Here is a 16,352-nt window from a genome sequence, read left to right as displayed (position 1 = left end):
GTCCTACCGCCCGCTGTCGCGAGGCCTCACCCGATGAGCCTGCGCCAGTCGCTGTTCCCGTTGCTGCGCGCCGTGTTCCGGGCCTTGCCGTTGCCGCAGGCGCAGCGCGACCGGTTGCGCACCCGGCTGTTGGCACGGCATGGCGACTGGGTGCCGCCGCCCCCCAAGGGGCAGCAGGATGAGTGGGGCGCGCGCGCCAGTGCCCAGCTGCGCTGGCGTGCCGATGAACCGGCGATCGGCCACGTGCCATGGCGTGAGGGAGCATTGCCGTCACCCATGCCAGCGACGCTGGTCGCTTTCTACCTGCCGCAGTTCCACACCTTCCCGGAGAACGACGCCTGGTGGGGCAAGGGCTTTACCGAGTGGCGCAACGTGACCCGCGCCCTGCCGCAGTTCGAGGGTCACATCCAACCCCGCCTGCCGGCCGACCTCGGCTTCTATGACCTGCGCAACCCGCAGGTGATGCGTGACCAGGCACGCTTGGCTGCGGAGTACGGCATCGGCGCATTCTGCTTCTACTACTATTGGTTCAGCGGCCGCACCCTGATGGAGGACCCGCTGCGTCAATGGCTGGCCGATGACAGCATCGACCTGCCGTTCTGCCTGTGCTGGGCCAACGAGAACTGGGCACGACGCTGGGACGGCCGCGACGACGACATCCTGATCGGCCAGCAGCACAGCGCAGAGGACGATCTGGCCTTCATCGCACATGTCGCGCCCTACCTGCGCGACCGCCGTGCATTGAAAGTCGAGGGTCGGCCGATGCTGCTGGTCTATCGCCCGAACCTGCTGCCCGACGCCCGGGCGACTGCCGAGCGCTGGCGCCGCTGGTGCCGCGACAACGGCGTGGGAGAGATCCACCTGGCCTACGTCCAGGGCTTCGAGCGACCGGATCCGCGCGATATCGGCTTTGATGCGGCGGTCGAGTTCCCGCCCAACATGAGTAATCCGCGCTCACTTTCGGCGCAGCAGTGGCTGCTCAATCCCGACTTCAATGGCGACGTGCGCGACTGGCGCGAACTGGCCAGCGGAATCGCCGCCCGTCCCCTGCCCGATTACCCGCTCTATCCCGGGGTCAACCCCGGTTGGGACAACGAGGCCCGACGTTCCGGTCGCGGCCGCGTGTACCTGCACGCTTCACCACGTGGTTACCGTGACTGGTTGCGCACCACGATCCATGAACGCCTCTCCGCAGCACCGCAGGCGCAGCGACTGGTGTTCATAAACGCCTGGAACGAGTGGGCTGAAGGTGCCGTGCTGGAACCGGATGCCCGCCTCGGCCATGCCTGGCTGCAGGCCACCCGTGAGGCGCTGTTGCCGTCTGCCGTCCGGCAGACGCCGGCAAGACCATGCGTGGTGATTCATGCCTGGTATCCGGACGTTTTCGCCGAACTGCTGGACAAGCTGAAGGCCACCGGTCTGCCCTGGCGCGTGGTTGTCACCACCACCCACGAGCGGCATGCTCAGATTAGGCAGGTGCTGAAAGCCAGTGGCATCAATGCTGAGATCCGCGCATTTGCCAACCATGGCCGGGACATTCTTCCCTTCCTGCACGCGGCCGAATCGCTGCTTGAAGACGGCGAGGATATTGTCTTGAAGCTGCACACCAAGCGCTCCATCCACCGCAACGATGGCGACCGCTGGCGTAACGAGCTGATTGATCGCCTAATGGCGCCCGACCGGGCGTCCGGTATCGTCGATGCGTTTGCCAAGGACCCCTCTCTCGGCCTGGTACCGCCGGAAGGGCACGTCCAACGCCTGGACTATTTCTGGGGCGCGAACGAACGTAACGTGCAGGCATTGCTGAGCCGTTTCGGCGTATCTCAGGGCGACATCAACGCCGATAGTTTCATCGCTGGCAGCATGTTCTGGGTGCGGCTTGAAGCCCTGCGGCCCATGCTGGACACGCACCTGCAGCCGTCGCTGTTCGACACCGAGGCCGGGCAGGTGGACGGCACCCTCGCCCACGCCATCGAGCGGACCTTCACACTCGTCGCGCGCCATGCGGGCTACCGCCAGCAGGATGCAGCCGCCCTGCTAGGCCTACCCTCGCCCCAGGACACGACGTACGCCTACGCTCGCCGCAGTTGAGCGCCGGGGGCCAACGGCCCCCGTGCTTTCGATCAGTCGCGCAGGAACGCAACGCCGGTCTTTTCCTTCAGCTCTTGATCGCTGACACCCGGCGCGGCCTCCACCAGCAGCAGGCCCTTATCAGTCACGTCGAACACGGCCAGATCGGTGATGATGCGGTCGACCACGCCCACGCCGGTCAACGGCAACGTGCATTCGGCCAGGATCTTGTGCTCGCCGTTCTTGGCGGTGTGCTCCATCAACACCACCACGCGCTGCACGCCGGCCACCAGGTCCATCGCGCCGCCCATGCCCTTGACCATCTTGCCGGGCACCATCCAGTTGGCCAGGTCGCCCTTGTCGGTGACCTGCATGGCGCCGAGGATGGCCAGGTTGACGTGACCACCACGGATCATCGCAAAGCTGTCGTGGCTGCCGAAGTAGCTGGCGCCCGCACGTGCGGTGACGGTCTGCTTGCCGGCATTGATCAGGTCGGCGTCGACTTCGGCGTCGGTCGGGAACGGGCCGATGCCGAGCAGGCCGTTCTCCGACTGCAGCCACACGTCCACGCCTTCGGGAATGTGGTTGGCGACCAGGGTCGGCAGGCCGATGCCCAGGTTCACGTAGGCGCCATCGGTCAGTTCCTGGGCGGCACGGGCCGCCATTTCATCGCGGCTCCACGCCATGTCAGTTGCCCTCCGCGCGAATGGTGCGCTGTTCGATTCGCTTCTCGGGATGCGGGTTGTGCACGATGCGGTGCACGTAGATGCCCGGCAGGTGCACCTGGTCCGGGTCGATGGCGCCGACCGGCACGACCTCTTCAACCTCCACGATGCAGACCTTGCCGGCCATCGCGCAGGCAGGGTTGAAGTTGCGCGCGGTCTTGCGGAACACCAGGTTGCCAGCCTCGTCGGCCTTCCAGGCCTTGACCAGTGCCACGTCGGCGCGCAACGCGGTCTCCATCACGTAGTGCTTGCCATCGAACGCGCGGGTTTCCTTGCCCTCGGCCACCACCGTGCCATAGCCGGTGGCAGTGAAGAACGCAGGGATGCCCGCGCCGCCGGCACGCAGGCGCTCGGCCAGGGTGCCCTGCGGGTTGAATTCCAGCTCCAGCTCGCCGGCCAGGAACTGCCGCTCGAATTCCTTGTTCTCGCCCACGTAGGACGAAATCATCTTCTTGATCTGCCGCGTTTCCAGCAGCTGGCCCAGGCCGAAGCCATCGACGCCGGCATTGTTGGAGATCACGGTCAGGCCTTTGACGCCGCTGTCGCGCAGCGCAGCGATCAGCGCCTCGGGAATGCCGCACAGGCCAAAGCCGCCCACGGCCAGGGTCTGCCCATCGGCGACCACCCCCTGCAGGGCCTCCGCCGCACTGGCGAAGCGCTTGCTGCGCTTTCCGCCGGAAGTCGATTGCTGCATTGCTGTACTACCCTGCACGTTGAGGATGACGGCATTCTAGCTGGAGGGCGGCGAAGGGCCTGGATGCGCCGCAGCATTGACGGAGCACCGGGCGGGCATTGCGTAGAAGGGCTGATTCCACCCAGAAGGGTGCCTCATCGCCTGCGCCCCTCCATCTACGATGACGCTGACCTTCACCGACGAAGACCTGTTCCGCTGGATCGACGAATGGACACTGCAGAAAAGCGAGCAGTGTCTGGGTGGCGTGCGCAACCGGCAACTTCGCGAGGGCCTGCTGACGGCCGAGGTGCAGGGTTCGGCCAGGCATCCCTACCAGGTGGAGATCGATCTGGCCGCCAGTATGCGCACCGCGCGCAGCCGCCTGCAGAGTGCCTGCTCCTGCCCCGTCGGCCGCGCCTGCAAGCATGTGGCGGCGGTGCTGGTCTCCCACATGCTGGAACCGCTGGCCATGGATGAGAGCCCCCTGACCGAACAGGACCTGGCGCAACCGCCGCGTGCTGAACTGCTGGCGGATCTCTCGCGTTGGCAGAGCACCCGGATCCGGCCGGCCCAGCCACGCCGGAACGGTGTCATCTTCGAACTGTCCACCTACAACCATCGCCCCGCCGTGCTGGTCCGGCGCGTCAAGTACGGTGCCGATGGTGCGATCAGCCCGGGCAAGTGGATGGATATCACCGCAGACCTGCTGCTGCAGCCTCCCGCATACCTCACCCCGACTGATCTGGCGGTGATGATCCAGCTACGCACCCAGCGGCAGCCCGCGACGAAAGACGAATGGATCGACTTCGCGGCCACCCTGCAGCTGCTCGTCTCCAGCGGCCATGGCTGGGTCTCATGTGGTACGCAGGACGTGCTGGCCCGGTCGGGCGCTCCACGCCGCGGCGAACTGGGCTGGGTCGTTGACATGGCGCAGGGCGCGACGCTGCTGGAACCCACGTTGAGCGTGGAGGGCGGCGCCAGAGGCGTGGTCCTGGGCCGGAGTGCGTGCTATCTGGACCCGGTCACCGGCGAGGTCGGTCCACTGCAGCTGGATGTCAGGCCCGAAGACGCCGACGCGTTCCTGAGCCTGCCCAGTTTGTTACCCAATGAAGCGTCGGTGGTCGCACAGATACTGCAGCAGATCGACCCTGCGCTGCCGCGCCCCGGTGCAAGCGACACGCTGCCCACCCTGCAGATCACTTCGATGATTCCCGTGCTGCGCCTGCATACGATCGAGTTCCGTCCGGCATGGCTTGGCCGCGGCGACGCTTCGCAATGGGCCGATATCGCGACCGTGGCCTTCGAATACGACGAGCACATCCGGTTCCTGGACGATCCGAGCCTGTTCGCACACGATCCGGAGGGCCAGCTTGCCCTGCTGCCCCGCGACCTGGCTGAGGAATCACGGCGTGAGGCCGAGCTGCGCACGGTGGGACTGCATCGCGACACGGCTCCGCGGGCGCCATTGGAGGGCGCAGGACCTCAGTTCCAGCTGCGCACCCATGACTGGACACGGTTTCTGCTGGACGACGTGCCGCGCCTGGAAGCCTTGGGCTGGAAGGTGGAGACGGACGACGATTTCCGCCATCGCATCACCCGGGTGGATGTGATCGACCTGGACATCCAGGCGGACCCGGCGGATGCGGGCTGGTTCAACCTGGGCCTGGACATCCAGGTGGAAGGCCGCAACGTGTCGATGGTTCCGCTGCTGCAGCAGGTGCTGCAGTCCGATCCCCGCTGGATGCGTGGCCAGCTGGACGCCATCGGCGACGATGAGAACATCCTGTTGACGACGGGCGACAACACGTGTCTGGCACTGCGGGCCGCACGGCTGAAGCCGATCATGGCCCTGTTGGCGGACCTGTTCGCCCAGCGCGGGGCGCCGCTGCGCCTGTCTGCGCTTGACCGTGGCCGCCTGCAGGCGCTGCAGGACACGGCGCACCTGCAGTTCCGGGGGCGCAAGGACACCCAGGCGATGGTGCAGCGGCTGATGCAGGCACCCGCATTGGGTGAAGTGCCGCCGCCGGCAGGGCTGGTGGCAACGCTGCGTCCCTATCAGCGCGAAGGCCTGTCGTGGCTGCAGTACCTGCGCCAGCAGGGCTTGGGGGGCGTGCTGGCCGATGACATGGGGCTGGGCAAGACCGTACAGACGCTGGCGTATGTGCTGGTCGAGAAGGAAGCCGGCCGCCTGGACCGTCCAGCGCTGCTGGTGGTGCCCACTTCGCTGCTGCACAACTGGCAGAGCGAAGCGGCACGCTTCACCCCGGGCCTGCGCGTGCTGACCCTGCATGGACCGGCACGTGAAACGCTGTTCGAGGCGATTCCCGGGCACGACCTTGTACTCACTACCTACCCTCTGCTGTGGCGCGACGAGCAGGCGCTGCAGGCACATGCCTACCATCTGCTGATTCTGGATGAAGCCCAGCAGGTGAAGAATCCGAAGTCTCGCGCGGCCATCACCCTGCGCACGCTGCAGGCGCGTCACCGGCTGTGCCTGACCGGCACGCCGCTGGAAAACCACCTGGGCGAACTGTGGACGCAGTTCGACTTCCTGCTGCCCGGCCTGCTCGGCAGCGAGAAGCAGTTCAACCAGCATTGGCGCCATCCGATCGAACGTGGCAGCGACCACCGTCGCGCCACGTTGCTGGCGCAGCGTCTGCGTCCCTTCATCCTGCGCCGGCGCAAGGACCAGGTCGCGTCAGAGCTTCCGCCCAAGACCCTCATTACCCGCGCGGTGGACATGGAGGGCGGCCAGCGTGATCTCTATGAAACCGTGCGTGCGGCAATGGAAAAGCAGGTACGCGAGGCCATCAGCGGCAGCGGGCTGGCGCGCAGCCATATCGTGGTGCTGGATGCCCTGCTGAAGCTGCGCCAGGTCTGCTGCGATCCGCGCCTGCTGCCGGGCGACGCCCCGGCACGCAATGCCGGCTCGGCCAAGCTGGAGCTGCTGCGCGACATGCTGCCGTCGATGGTCGAGGAAGGCCGGCGGGTTCTGGTGTTCTCGCAGTTCACTGGCATGCTGGCACTGATCGCGCAGGCGCTGGAGGAGCTCGGGCTGGCCTATGTGACCCTGACCGGCGACACCCAGGATCGGGCCTCGCCCGTGCAGCGCTTCATGCAGGGCGAGGTGCCGGTGTTCCTGATCAGCCTGAAAGCAGGTGGCGTCGGGTTGAACCTGACCGCCGCCGATACCGTCATCCACTTCGATCCGTGGTGGAACCCGGCGGCCGAAAACCAGGCCAGCGATCGCGCCCATCGCATTGGCCAGCAGCAGCCGGTGTTCGTTTACCGGCTGATCGCCGCAGGCAGCATCGAAGAACGGATTGCCGAGCTGCAGGAGCGCAAGGCCACGCTGGCCGACTCCATTCTCGAAGGCGGCGGCGCTACGGGGCCGCGCTTCAGCGAAGAAGACGTGCAGGCGCTACTGGCGCCGTTGCCGGGCCTGCCCGGCAAGCGTCTGCGTAAAGCGGGCAAGCGGTCGACGCGAACCTGACCCTCGGACGCCAGTCACGTGGCGTTGCGGCATGGAAACGATTCCCATACAGGACTGGGACTACAATCGTGGGCTGAGTTCCCCAAGGATCCCGATCAATGCCCCTGCCCGCCTTCAAGGCCTATGACATCCGCGGCCGCGTGCCGGAAGAACTGAACGAAGATCTGGCCCGCCGCATCGGCGTGGCGCTGGCGGCGCAGCTTGCGCCGGGCCCGGTGGTACTGGGCCACGACGTGCGCCTGACCAGCCCCGCGCTGCAGGATGCATTGGCCGCAGGCCTGCGCGGTACCGGGCGCGAGGTGATCGACATCGGACTGTGCGGCACGGAAGAAGTCTATTTCCAGACCGACCATCTGGGCGCGGCCGGCGGCGTGATGGTCACCGCCAGCCACAACCCGATGGACTACAACGGCATGAAGCTGGTCAAGGAGAACGCGCGGCCGATCAGCTCCGATACCGGCCTGTTCGCGATTTCCGATGCGGTCGCCGCCGACACGTCCGAGGCGCAACCGCCGCGTGCCGCGCAGAGCGCCCGGCACGACAAGAGCGCGTATATCCAGCATCTGCTGAGCTATGTCGATGCTGGCAAGCTGCGCCCACTGAAGCTGGTGGTCAACGCCGGCAACGGCGGCGCCGGTGCCATCGTCGACCTGCTGGCACCGCACCTGCCGTTCGAATTCATCCGCATCTGCCATGAACCGGACGGCAGCTTCCCCAACGGCATTCCCAACCCGCTGCTGCCGGAGAACCGCGCCGCCACTGCCGACGCGGTGCGCGAACACGGCGCCGATTTCGGCATTGCCTGGGATGGTGACTTCGACCGTTGCTTCTTCTTCGACCACACCGGCCGCTTCATCGAGGGCTACTACCTGGTCGGCCTGCTGGCCAAGGCAATCCTGGCGCGCAACCCCGGCGGCAAGGTCGTGCACGACCCGCGCCTGGTCTGGAACACCGTGGACATGGTCGAACAGGCCGGCGGCGTACCGGTGCAGTGCAAGAGCGGCCACGCCTTCATCAAGGAAAAGATGCGCGCCGAAGACGCGGTGTACGGCGGCGAGATGAGCGCCCACCACTATTTCCGCGAGTTCGCCTATGCCGACTCGGGCATGATCCCGTGGCTGTTGATCGCCCAGCTGGTTTCCGAAAGCGGGCGCTCGCTGGCCGATTGGGTCGAAGACCGCATGTCCGCCTATCCGTGCAGTGGCGAGATCAACTTCAAGGTGGCCGATGCCAAGGCCGCCGTCGCGCGCGTGATGGAGCATTTCGCGGCGCAGTCGCCCACGCTGGACCACACCGATGGCATCAGTGCCGACTTCGGCGACTGGCGCTTCAACCTGCGCAGCTCCAACACCGAGCCGCTGCTGCGCCTGAATGTTGAAGCCCGGGGCGATGCCGCGCTGATGCAGGCGCGCACCGACGACATCTCCCGCCTCATCCAGCAGTAACCGAGGAACGCATGAGCAGCATCCAGCCCGTCATCCTGTCCGGTGGATCCGGTACCCGCCTGTGGCCACTGTCGCGCGAGGCGTATCCGAAGCAGTTCCTGCCCTTGGCGGGTGAACTGACGATGCTGCAGGCCACCTGGAAGCGTGTCGCGCCGATCGCCGCGCGCGGGCCGCTGGTGATCGCCAACGAAGAGCACCGTTTCGTCGCCGCAGAGCAGCTGCAGCAGGTTGGCGCCGAGCCGGCCGCGATCATCCTCGAGCCGATCGGTCGCAACACGGCCCCGGCGATCGCGGTGGCCGCGCTGGAAGCCACCCGCGACGGCGCCGATGCGCTGCTGCTGGTGCTGCCCTCCGACCACGTGATCACCGACGAGGCGGCGTTCCGCGCAGCGGTTCAGGCCGCCGCCGGTGCCGCCGAAGCCGGCAAGCTGGTCACCTTCGGCATCGTGCCGACCGGCCCGGAAACCGGCTACGGCTACATCAAGGCCGCCGATGGCCAGGGCCTGCGTGCGGTCGAGCGCTTCGTCGAGAAGCCCGACCTGGATACCGCGACCGGCTATGTGAGCAGCGGCCAGTATTACTGGAACAGTGGCATGTTCCTGTTCAAGGCCTCGCGCTACCTGCAGGAACTGGAACGCTTCCAGCCCGCGATGCTGGCTGGCAGCCGCCAGGCCTGGCAGCAGGCGCGCCGCGATGCCGACTTCACCCGCCTGGACAAGGACGCCTTCACCGCCGTTCCGTCCGATTCGATCGACTACGCGGTGATGGAGAAGACCGCCGATGCGGTGGTGATTCCACTGGATGCGGGCTGGAACGATGTCGGTTCGTGGACTGCGCTGCGCGATGTCTCGCAGCAGGACGGCGACGGCAACGCGCACCAGGGCGACGTGATCGCCATCGACTGCCGCAATACCTATGCCTACGGCCAGCGCCTGGTGGCCATGGTCGGCCTCGATGACGTGATCGTGGTCGAGACCGACGATGCCGTACTGGTCGGCAAAGCCGACCGCATGCAGGAGGTCAAGACCGTGGTGGCACAGCTGAAGGCCGAGGGCCGCAGCGAGGCCACCTGGCATCGCAAGGTCTATCGCCCGTGGGGCGCCTACGATTCGATCGACAACGGCGAGCGCTTCCAGGTCAAGCGCATCACGGTCAAGCCCGGTGGCACGCTGAGCCTGCAGATGCACCACCATCGCGCCGAGCACTGGATCGTGGTCAGCGGCACCGCCGAGGTGACCCGTGGCGATGAAGTGATCCTGCTCAGCGAGAACCAGAGCACCTACATTCCGCTGGGCGTGACCCACCGCCTGCGCAACCCGGGCAAGCTGCCGCTGGAACTGATCGAAGTGCAGTCCGGCAGCTACCTCGGCGAGGATGACATCGTGCGCTTCGAGGATACCTACGGGCGCAGTTGAGGTTTGCCCGGGGTCGGATCCCGTTGCTGCGCAGCGGGCTCTGACCCGTTCCTGATCGGCCCGGCCGCGCGGCATCGCCGGGCACGGCCCGGCGCTACGGCCATCAGGCCAGCTCCGCCATCACCCGCTTCAGGCCGTCCTGCCAGGTTGGCAGCACGATGCCGAAATCCTGCTGCAGCTTGCGGTTGTCCAGCACCGACCAGGCTGGACGCTTGGCCGGGGTCGGATACTCGGAGCTGGGAATCGCCTCGACCGTCGGCACCTTGGCCAACACGCCGCTGGCCAATGCCTCGGCGAAGATCGCTTCGGCGAACCCATGCCAGCTGGTCTGGCCGCTGGCGGTCAGGTGCCAGGTCCCGGACAGCTGCTCCGGATGCTGCAGCGCCTGCAAGGTGACATCAGCGATCAGCGCGGCCGGCGTTGGCGTGCCGATCTGGTCGGCCACCACCCGCAACGCATCGCGTTCGGCCCCGACGCGCAGCATGGTGCGCAGGAAATTCGCGCCGTGCGAGGCATACACCCACGCCGTGCGGAAAATCAGATGGCGGCCACCGGCCGCACGCACCGCGTCCTCGCCATCGCGCTTGCTGGTGCCATACACGCCCAGCGGTGCGGTCGGCTCGTCCTCGCGATAGGGCGCGCTGCCCTGGCCATCGAACACGTAGTCGGTCGAATAGTGTACGAACGGCACGCCGTGGGCCGCGCACCAGCGCGCGATTGCGCCCGGCGCCTGCGCGTTGGCAGCAAAGGCCGCATCAGCGTCCTGCTCTGCGCGGTCAACGGCGGTGTAGGCGGCCGCATTGACCACCAGCGACGGCTGCACGCGATCCAGCAGTGCCGGCAGGCTGTCGGGCTGGCCGAAGTCGGCCGTTTCGCATGCACTGCCGTCCGGCAGCTGGCCGCTGCGGGTAGTCGCGACCACCTTGCCCAGCGGCACCAGCGCGCGCAGCAGCTCCTGGCCGACCTGGCCATTGCCACCGAACACCAGCACGGTCATGGCACGTAGACCGGCAGGCGGTCTTCAGCAATGTCCTTCAGGAATGGCGCGTTCTCGTCCTTGGCCGACAAGGTCGGGTCACTGACCGGCCAGTCCACGGCGATGTCCGCATCGTTCCAGCGCACGCCGGCATCGAAGTCCTTGAGGTAAACCTCGGTGCACAGGTAGCTGAACACCGCACGCTCGGACAGCACAGCGAATCCGTGGGCGAAGCCTTCGGGAATCCAGAACTGCTTCTTGTTCTCCGCGCTCAGCACCACCGCTTCCCACTGGCCGAAGGTCGGCGAGCCGCGACGGATGTCGACGGCCACATCGTAGACCTCGCCTTCGAGCACGCTGACCAGCTTGCCCTGGGGGCGCGGCCACTGGTAATGCAGTCCGCGCAGTACGCCCTGCGCGGACGTCGACACGTTGCTCTGCACGAAGCGATCGGGCAGGCCCAGCGCGGCGAAGCGCTCGGCATTCCAGGTTTCGAAGAAATAGCCGCGGGCATCGCCAAACACCGCCGGCTCGATCACCACGCAACCGGGCAACTTGGTTTCAATCACTTTCACGGAACGACTCCACGCAGGGCAAGCTTGTGCAGGTATTGGCCGTAGCCATTCTTGATCAGCGGCGCAGCCAGTGCTTCCAGCTGCTCGGCACTGATCCAGCCCTTGCCGAACGCGATTTCTTCCGGGCAGCAGACCTGCAGGCCCTGGCGAGTCTGGATGGTCTCGATGAAGTTGGACGCCTCCAGCAGCGACTGATGAGTACCGGTGTCCAGCCAGGCGTAGCCACGGCCCAGGGCTTCCAGATGCAGGTTGCCTTCGGCCAGGTAACGCTTGTTGAGATCAGTGATTTCCAGCTCACCACGCGGCGACGGCTTGAGTTCGGCCGCATGCGCGCTGGCATTGCCATCGTAGAAGTACAGGCCGGTCACTGCGTAGTTCGAGCGCGGTTTCTCGGGCTTCTCGACCAGGTCGATGACCTTGCCACTCTTGTCGAACTCGGCCACGCCATAGCGCTCCGGGTCATTGACCCAGTAACCGAACACCGTGGAGCCTTCCACGCGCTCATCGGCGCGCTTGAGCACGTCGCGCAGGCCATGGCCGTGGAAGATGTTGTCGCCCAGCACCAGGCAGCTCGGCTTGCCGGCGACGAAATCACGGCCGATCAGGTAGGCCTGGGCCAGGCCATCGGGGCTCGGCTGCACCGCGTACTGGATGTCCATGCCCCACTGCGAGCCGTCGCCCAGCAGCTGCTGGAAAAGCGCCTGCTCGTGCGGGGTGTTGATGATCAGCACCTCGCGGATGCCCGCCAGCATCAACACGCTGAGCGGGTAATAGATCATCGGCTTGTCGTACACCGGCAGCAGCTGCTTGCTGACGCCCTTGGTGATCGGGTACAGGCGGGTGCCGGAGCCGCCGGCGAGGATGATGCCTTTACGCTGCGTCATGTCGTCTCCAGGGTTCAGGCCGCAGTGCCGATGCGCTGCAGACGGTAGCTGCCGTCCAGCACGCCGTTGACCCAGTCCTGGTTGTCCAGGTACCAGTCGACGGTGAAGGCGATGCCCTGCTCGAAGGTGTAGGCCGGTTCCCAGCCCAGATCGTTCTTCAGCTTGGACGCATCGATCGCATAGCGGCGGTCATGGCCGGGGCGGTCAGTGACATAGGTGATCTGGCTGCTGCGCGGCTGGCCGTCCGCGCGCGGGCGGCGCTGGTCCAGCAGCGCGCAGATCGCCTGCACCACTTCGATGTTCTGCTTTTCCGAATTGCCGCCGACGTTGTAGGTCTCGCCGACCTCGCCCTTGGCCAGCACGGTGCGGATCGCTTCGCAGTGGTCGGACACGAACAGCCAGTCGCGCACCTGCTTGCCATCGCCGTACACCGGCAGCGGCTCGCCGGCCAGCGCCTTGGCGATCACCAGCGGAATGAGCTTCTCCGGGAAGTGATACGGGCCGTAGTTGTTGGAGCAGTTGGTGGTCAGCACCGGCAGCCCGTAGGTGTGGTGGAAGGCACGCACCAGGTGGTCCGAAGCGGCCTTCGACGCCGAGTACGGCGAATTCGGGGCATACGGGGTGGTTTCGCTGAACTTGCCGGTCTCGCCCAGGGTGCCGTAAACCTCGTCGGTGGACACGTGCAGGAAGCGGAAGGCCGCTCCCTGTTCGGCCGGCAGCGCCTTCCAATAGTCACGGACCGCTTCCAGCAGGCCCAGAGTGCCCACCACATTGGTCTGGATGAAGGCACCCGGGCCATCGATGGAGCGATCGACGTGGCTCTCAGCGGCGAAATTCAGTACGGCGTCCGGCTGGTGCTCGGCCAGCAGGCGGGCCACAAGGGCGCTGTCGCCGATGTCACCCTGCACGAACACGTGGTTCGGGTTGCCGTCCAGGCTGGACAGGGTCTTCAGATTGCCGGCATAGGTCAGGGCGTCGAGATTGACGACCTTGATGCCACGGGCGACCGCTTCGAGAACAAAGTTACCGCCAATGAATCCGGCACCGCCGGTGACAAGCCATGTGGGCACTACCTGTTCTCCTGATCGAAATTCATCCAAGGGGTGCCATGAAGCACCCCAGCACAGCAGCACAGGATACATGTGGTTCGTCTTCACGACTGCCTGCGTGACGTGAACGACGCACTGGATTCACGCGAGCCATGCCGCAGCGCAGCATAACCATACGCATTCGCATGGTTCCCTCAAGCCAGCTAGAATCGGGATCCCACCCCCGAACCGGTTGCTTTACGAGGACCGGACGTTCTCCCCGTTATTGAAGGACCCCGTACCAGATGAAAATCCTCGTCGCGTACAAGCGCGTGGTGGACTACAACGTCCGCATTCAGGTCAAGCCGGACGGTTCCGGCGTGGTCACCGACGGCGTCAAGCTGTCCCCCAATCCCTTCGATGAAATCGCCCTGGAAGAAGCCCTGCGCCTGCGCGACAAGGGCATCGCCAGCGAGGTCGTGGTCGCCACCATCGCCCCGGCCGACGCCCAGGCGCACCTGCGCAATGGCCTGGCCATGGGCGCCAACCGTGCGGTCCATGTGGTCACCGACCAGGCCATCCAGCCGCTGACCGCCGCCCGCACCCTGCTCAAGCTGATCGAGAAGGAACAGCCGGACCTGGTGATCCTCGGCAAGCAGGCCATCGACGACGACGCCAACCAGACCGGCCAGATGCTGGCCACGCTGTGGGGCCGTCCGCAGGCGACCTTCGCCAGCAAGCTCGAGATCGCAGACGGCAAGGCCACGGTGACCCGTGAAGTCGACGCTGGCCTGGAAACGCTGGAAGTCGATCTGCCGGCGGTGGTCACCACCGACCTGCGCCTGAACGAGCCGCGCTTCATCAAGCTGCCGGACATCATGAAGGCCAAGGCCAAGCCGCTGGAGACCCTGCAGCTGGCCGACCTCGGCGTTGAAGCCGCCGACACCTTCAAGACCACCCAGTACGCCGCACCGTCCAAGCGCAGCAAGGGTGTGATGGTCAAGGACGCGGCCGAACTGGTGGCCGCACTCAAGCAGAAGGGGCTGCTGTAATGAGCAAGATTCTCGTCATCGCCGAACACCACGACGGCAAGCTCAACGCCGCCACCGCCAAGACTGTCAGCGCCGCCGCCGCCATCAGCGGTGCCAGCATCGATGTCGTGGTGCTGGCCGCCGATCCGGCCGCCGTCGCCGCCGAGGCCGCGAAGATCAGTGGCGTCGCCAAGGTCCTGACCGTGGCCAACGCCGCCAACGCGCAGGCCATCGCCCAGGTGCTGGCGCCGCAGATCGCGCAGCTGGCCAAGGGCTACACCCACGTGTTCGGCCCATCGACCACTTTCGGCAAGGACCTGATGCCGTGCGTGGCCGCGCTGCTGGGCGTCAACCAGGTCTCCGACCTGATGACCGTTGAAGGCAGCCATACCTTCAAGCGCCCGATCTACGCCGGCAACGCGATCATCACCGTTGAAGTCCCGGCCGACCAAATCGTGGTCGCCACCGTGCGTGCCGCCTCGTGGCCGGAAGCCGCCCAGGGCGGCAGCGCCGTCGTCGAAGCGGCCAGCGTCGATGCTGCCCTGCCGACTCACACCCGCTTCGTCGGCCTCGCCGCTGGTGCCAGCGACCGCCCGGACCTGCAGAGCGCCAAGCGCGTGGTCTCCGGTGGCCGTGGCGTCGGTTCGGAAGAGAACTTCAAGGTGATCTTCCAGCTGGCCGACAAGCTCGGTGCCGCCGTTGGTGCCTCGCGTGCCGCGGTCGATGCCGGCTACGTGCCCAGCGACCTGCAGGTCGGCCAGACCGGCAAGATCATCGCCCCGGAGCTGTACGTGGCCGTGGGTATCAGCGGTGCGATCCAGCACCTGACCGGCATCAAGGATGCCGGCACGATCGTGGCGATCAACAAGGATCCGGATTCGCCGATCTTTGAGATTGCCGATATTGGTCTGGTGGGGGATCTGTTTGCGATCCTGCCGGAGCTGGAAGCTGCGCTGTAATGTCCGGCTGCACGTCCCCGGCGCCGGTAAAGCCGGCTCGCCGGGGCCGCGCAGGCCTGTGGGTCGCCGCCACGGCGGCGGCCTATCTGGCGGTTCTCTGGTACATCGACCGCGACCGCAACATCGTTTCGCAGCTGGCCGCGCAGGCCAACACGCTGCTGCTATGCAGCGGCCTGGTGCTGACCAGCTATGTGTTCCGCTACCAGCGCTGGCGCGCTGCGCTCGCCGCACAAGGGTTGCGCCCGCACAGTTGGGGCCGGGGCGCACTGGCCTACCTGGCCGGCTTTGCCTTTACCGCCTCGCCCGGCAAGGCGGGCGAATTGCTGCGCATCCGCTACTTCGGCTGGCAGGGCGTACCGGCGGGCGCCACTCTGGCAACATTCATCTTCGAGCGCGCCCTGGATCTGTTGGTGATCACCGCGCTGGCGATCGGCGCGGCCCACCTGATCCCGGCGTTCGGCGTACTGGTGGCGATCATTCTGGGTGTAGTGCTGGCCTTGGCCCTGCTGGGCTGCTGGCCGCCGCTGGCGCGCACCGCGCATCGCATCATCGAGCACCTGCCGGGATCGCCGGTGCGGCGGCTGGGCCACTTCCTGGTCAGCGGCGCAGGCGCGCTTGGCCCGCTGTTGCGCGTACGCCTGCTGCTGCCCGCCAGCCTGCAGGGCGCTGCCGCATGGTTGTTGACCGCCGCTGCTTTCGCCCTGCTGTGCCAGGCGCTTGGCATTACCCTGCCGTGGCCGTTGGCGGTGGGCATCTACCCGCTGGCCATGCTGGTCGGTGCCCTGTCCTTCGTCCCCGGCGGCGTGGGCACCACCGAAGCGGCGATCGTGGTCATGCTCGGTGCAAGCGGCGTTTCGGTCGATACCGCGCTGACTGTAGCCATCGGCATCCGCTTGGTCAGCCTGTGGCTGGCGGTGGCCGTGGGGATGATTGCAATGGCGTTTCTGGAGCTGAAAGCCCGGCCGTGACGATCAACAGGTGGATGGCTGCGCGTCACAGCCGGTTCCCTTATCATTCAGGGTGAATTTAACCGTGTGGGAAAGGAAGTACATGCAGTTTTACGCCGCATTCTCCGAAA

General features: G+C 66.3%; 13 protein-coding genes. 7 read left to right on the top strand and 6 right to left on the bottom strand.

The features are described 5' to 3' along the window. The first annotated feature begins 33 nt into the window (after window positions 1-33). On the top strand, window positions 34-2,091 hold the full coding sequence (locus tag AC5P7X_RS09685; RefSeq protein ID WP_329842791.1) for a glycoside hydrolase family 99-like domain-containing protein: 2,058 nt from the start codon (window positions 34-36) through the stop codon (window positions 2,089-2,091). A gap of 32 nt (window positions 2,092-2,123) precedes the next feature. Here AC5P7X_RS09685 and AC5P7X_RS09680 read toward each other — a convergent pair whose 3' ends face one another. Both AC5P7X_RS09680 and AC5P7X_RS09675 read right to left on the bottom strand, forming a co-directional pair. Then, window positions 2,124-2,756: a CoA transferase subunit B gene (locus AC5P7X_RS09680; protein ID WP_329842792.1), complete on the bottom strand. Its 633-nt coding sequence runs from the start codon at window positions 2,754-2,756 to the stop codon at window positions 2,124-2,126. 1 nt (window position 2,757) lies between these two features. Continuing rightward, window positions 2,758-3,489, bottom strand: coding sequence for a CoA transferase subunit A (locus AC5P7X_RS09675; protein WP_329842794.1), 732 nt, complete (start codon window positions 3,487-3,489; stop codon window positions 2,758-2,760). A gap of 160 nt (window positions 3,490-3,649) precedes the next feature. Here AC5P7X_RS09675 and AC5P7X_RS09670 point away from each other — a divergent pair, with 160 nt between their 5' ends. From AC5P7X_RS09670 to AC5P7X_RS09660, 3 genes are all read left to right on the top strand, one after another. Next, window positions 3,650-6,961 (top strand): DEAD/DEAH box helicase, encoded by a 3,312-nt coding sequence (locus AC5P7X_RS09670; RefSeq protein WP_495204948.1) that lies wholly within the window; start codon window positions 3,650-3,652, stop codon window positions 6,959-6,961. A 98-nt stretch (window positions 6,962-7,059) separates the two neighbouring features. Further along, window positions 7,060-8,406, top strand: a complete 1,347-nt coding sequence (locus tag AC5P7X_RS09665) for a phosphohexomutase domain-containing protein (RefSeq protein ID WP_188248445.1) — start codon at window positions 7,060-7,062, stop codon at window positions 8,404-8,406. 11 nt (window positions 8,407-8,417) lie between these two features. Next, entirely contained in the window at window positions 8,418-9,821 is a 1,404-nt protein-coding gene (locus tag AC5P7X_RS09660; RefSeq protein WP_206620165.1) for a mannose-1-phosphate guanylyltransferase/mannose-6-phosphate isomerase, read from the top strand. Between the two features lie 103 nt (window positions 9,822-9,924). On the opposite strand, the gene rfbD is transcribed toward AC5P7X_RS09660, so the two are convergent. Genes rfbD through rfbB form a run of 4 tightly spaced genes read right to left on the bottom strand, consistent with a single transcriptional unit; the run spans window position 9,925 to window position 13,326 of the window. After that, window positions 9,925-10,818 carry a dTDP-4-dehydrorhamnose reductase gene (gene rfbD / locus AC5P7X_RS09655; RefSeq protein ID WP_495204947.1) on the bottom strand — a complete coding sequence of 298 codons (894 nt, stop codon included), beginning with the start codon at window positions 10,816-10,818 and terminating at the stop codon, window positions 9,925-9,927. Continuing rightward, window positions 10,815-11,372 carry a dTDP-4-dehydrorhamnose 3,5-epimerase gene (gene rfbC, locus AC5P7X_RS09650; protein ID WP_495214761.1) on the bottom strand — a complete coding sequence of 186 codons (558 nt, stop codon included), beginning with the start codon at window positions 11,370-11,372 and terminating at the stop codon, window positions 10,815-10,817. Before rfbC ends, rfbD begins: the two co-directional genes overlap by 4 nt. Then, window positions 11,369-12,256 (bottom strand): glucose-1-phosphate thymidylyltransferase RfbA, encoded by an 888-nt coding sequence (gene rfbA / locus AC5P7X_RS09645; protein WP_495214760.1) that lies wholly within the window; start codon window positions 12,254-12,256, stop codon window positions 11,369-11,371. Before rfbA ends, rfbC begins: the two co-directional genes overlap by 4 nt. 14 nt (window positions 12,257-12,270) lie before the next feature. Next, window positions 12,271-13,326, bottom strand: coding sequence for a dTDP-glucose 4,6-dehydratase (gene rfbB, locus AC5P7X_RS09640; protein ID WP_495214759.1), 1,056 nt, complete (start codon window positions 13,324-13,326; stop codon window positions 12,271-12,273). Between the two features lie 263 nt (window positions 13,327-13,589). Between rfbB and AC5P7X_RS09635 the strand changes: the two genes are divergently transcribed. The 3 genes from AC5P7X_RS09635 to AC5P7X_RS09625 are packed head-to-tail and all read left to right on the top strand — an operon-like array spanning window position 13,590 to window position 16,242. Beyond that, on the top strand, window positions 13,590-14,336 hold the full coding sequence (locus AC5P7X_RS09635) for an electron transfer flavoprotein subunit beta/FixA family protein (RefSeq protein WP_057494113.1): 747 nt from the start codon (window positions 13,590-13,592) through the stop codon (window positions 14,334-14,336). Beyond that, entirely contained in the window at window positions 14,336-15,274 is a 939-nt protein-coding gene (locus AC5P7X_RS09630; RefSeq protein ID WP_495214758.1) for an electron transfer flavoprotein subunit alpha/FixB family protein, read from the top strand. Before AC5P7X_RS09635 ends, AC5P7X_RS09630 begins: the two co-directional genes overlap by 1 nt. Further along, the gene (locus AC5P7X_RS09625) at window positions 15,274-16,242 is read left to right on the top strand and encodes a lysylphosphatidylglycerol synthase transmembrane domain-containing protein (protein WP_235649854.1); all 969 of its coding nucleotides are present in this window, start codon (window positions 15,274-15,276) and stop codon (window positions 16,240-16,242) included. The genes AC5P7X_RS09630 and AC5P7X_RS09625 overlap by 1 nt, the downstream gene beginning before the upstream one ends. The last annotated feature ends 110 nt before the right edge of the window (window positions 16,243-16,352 follow it).

The organism is Stenotrophomonas sp. YJH_SMC_53, from assembly GCF_059369995.1.
The sequence above is the reverse complement of the archived record's forward strand: the minus strand, read 5'-3'. Positions and strand labels throughout refer to the sequence as shown.

What these genes read in the sequence shown, in the direction of transcription:
- AC5P7X_RS09685 (WP_329842791.1), top strand. Translation starts at nt 34, where the DNA reads ATGAGCCTGCGCCAGTCGCTGTTCCCGTTGCTGCGCGCCGTGTTCCGG.
- AC5P7X_RS09680 (WP_329842792.1), bottom strand. Translation starts at nt 2,756, where the DNA reads ATGGCGTGGAGCCGCGATGAAATGGCGGCCCGTGCCGCCCAGGAACTG.
- AC5P7X_RS09675 (WP_329842794.1), bottom strand. Translation starts at nt 3,489, where the DNA reads ATGCAGCAATCGACTTCCGGCGGAAAGCGCAGCAAGCGCTTCGCCAGT.
- AC5P7X_RS09670 (WP_495204948.1), top strand. Translation starts at nt 3,650, where the DNA reads ATGACGCTGACCTTCACCGACGAAGACCTGTTCCGCTGGATCGACGAA.
- AC5P7X_RS09665 (WP_188248445.1), top strand. Translation starts at nt 7,060, where the DNA reads ATGCCCCTGCCCGCCTTCAAGGCCTATGACATCCGCGGCCGCGTGCCG.
- AC5P7X_RS09660 (WP_206620165.1), top strand. Translation starts at nt 8,418, where the DNA reads ATGAGCAGCATCCAGCCCGTCATCCTGTCCGGTGGATCCGGTACCCGC.
- rfbD (WP_495204947.1), bottom strand. Translation starts at nt 10,818, where the DNA reads ATGACCGTGCTGGTGTTCGGTGGCAATGGCCAGGTCGGCCAGGAGCTG.
- rfbA (WP_495214760.1), bottom strand. Translation starts at nt 12,256, where the DNA reads ATGACGCAGCGTAAAGGCATCATCCTCGCCGGCGGCTCCGGCACCCGC.
- AC5P7X_RS09635 (WP_057494113.1), top strand. Translation starts at nt 13,590, where the DNA reads ATGAAAATCCTCGTCGCGTACAAGCGCGTGGTGGACTACAACGTCCGC.
- AC5P7X_RS09630 (WP_495214758.1), top strand. Translation starts at nt 14,336, where the DNA reads ATGAGCAAGATTCTCGTCATCGCCGAACACCACGACGGCAAGCTCAAC.
- AC5P7X_RS09625 (WP_235649854.1), top strand. Translation starts at nt 15,274, where the DNA reads ATGTCCGGCTGCACGTCCCCGGCGCCGGTAAAGCCGGCTCGCCGGGGC.